This is a genomic window from Ruminococcus callidus ATCC 27760 (assembly GCF_000468015.1).
In the GTDB taxonomy this organism is placed as follows: domain Bacteria; phylum Bacillota; class Clostridia; order Oscillospirales; family Ruminococcaceae; genus Ruminococcus_C; species Ruminococcus_C callidus.
On the sequence record NZ_KI260450.1, the window covers coordinates 375 to 1,548 of the forward strand.

Annotated in this window: 1 protein-coding gene; it reads left to right on the forward strand. The window is 48.5% G+C overall.

Going from position 1 to position 1,174, the window contains the following annotated elements:
• Window positions 1-15: 15 nt before the first annotated feature.
• The gene (locus tag RUMCAL_RS11010; protein WP_040648044.1) at window positions 16-1,146 is read left to right on the forward strand and encodes an amidoligase family protein; all 1,131 of its coding nucleotides are present in this window, start codon (window positions 16-18) and stop codon (window positions 1,144-1,146) included.
• The last annotated feature ends 28 nt before the right edge of the window (window positions 1,147-1,174 follow it).

The window sequence follows — 1,174 nt, forward strand, 5'->3', positions numbered from 1 at the left end:
ACGGAGGAATTTCAAATGAGCGAAGAAGTAAAAAAAGAACAGAACGAACAGGAAGAAACCTTGTATTGTGAGTGCTGCGGCTGTGTCATTGATGACGATGACTACACCGAGTGGAACGGGCAAATTATCTGCTCCGACTGCCTGGAGAATCACACCACCACCTGCAAATGCTGTGGGGAACGCATCTGGGACGAGGATGTCTATGGCGATAATGATATTACGCTGTGCAGCCATTGCTACCATCACAGCTACACCAGATGCAGCTGTTGTGATGCTCTTTTGCACGAGGACGATGCCTATTATTTGGACGGTGAAACGTACTGCCGTGACTGCTATGAGGATGAACGTGAAGAAAGTAATCTGATTCATGAATACGGCTACAAACCGAATCCCATTTTCTACGGCGAAGGCAACCGTTACTTTGGCATTGAACTGGAAATTGACGGAGCAGGAAGAGATGACGACTTTGCGGAAGAACTGCTGGACATTGCCAACGCCCATGCAGACCTGCTCTACATCAAGACAGATGGATCGCTGGATGATGGCATGGAACTGGTTTCCCACCCCTGCACTATGAACTACCACATCAATGAATTCCCGTGGGAAGACATCATGCACCGTGCTGTTCGTCAAGGCTACCGCTCGCATCAAACTTCAACCTGCGGTCTGCATCTCCATGTAAACCGCAACGCTTTTTCCGATAGCCAAGAGGGGCAAGACGAGGTGATCTCCAGAATCCTGTATTTTGTGGAGCATCACTGGAATGAACTCTTGAAATTCAGTCGTCGTTCGGAATACGCCATGAACCGCTGGGCGGCAAGATACGGCTATGAACATACCCCAAAAGCAATCATGGACAAGGCAAAAAAGGGCGGCAACGGTCGGTATGCTGCCGTGAACCTTTGCAACTATCACACTGTGGAGTTTCGCCTGTTTCGTGGCACTTTGAAATACAACACGTTCATTGCGACCATTCAGCTGGTCAACCGTATCTGTGATTCCGCCATGTACAACACGGACGATTCTATTGCAAAGTTGTCATGGTCGGATTTTGTGGCTGACATCACAGAGCCAGAGCTGATTCAGTACCTGAAAGAGCGGCAGTTGTACGTAAATGAAGAAGTTTGTGCAGAGGAGGAGATGTAAGATGTGTGCATTATTTGGTTGGCTGGAC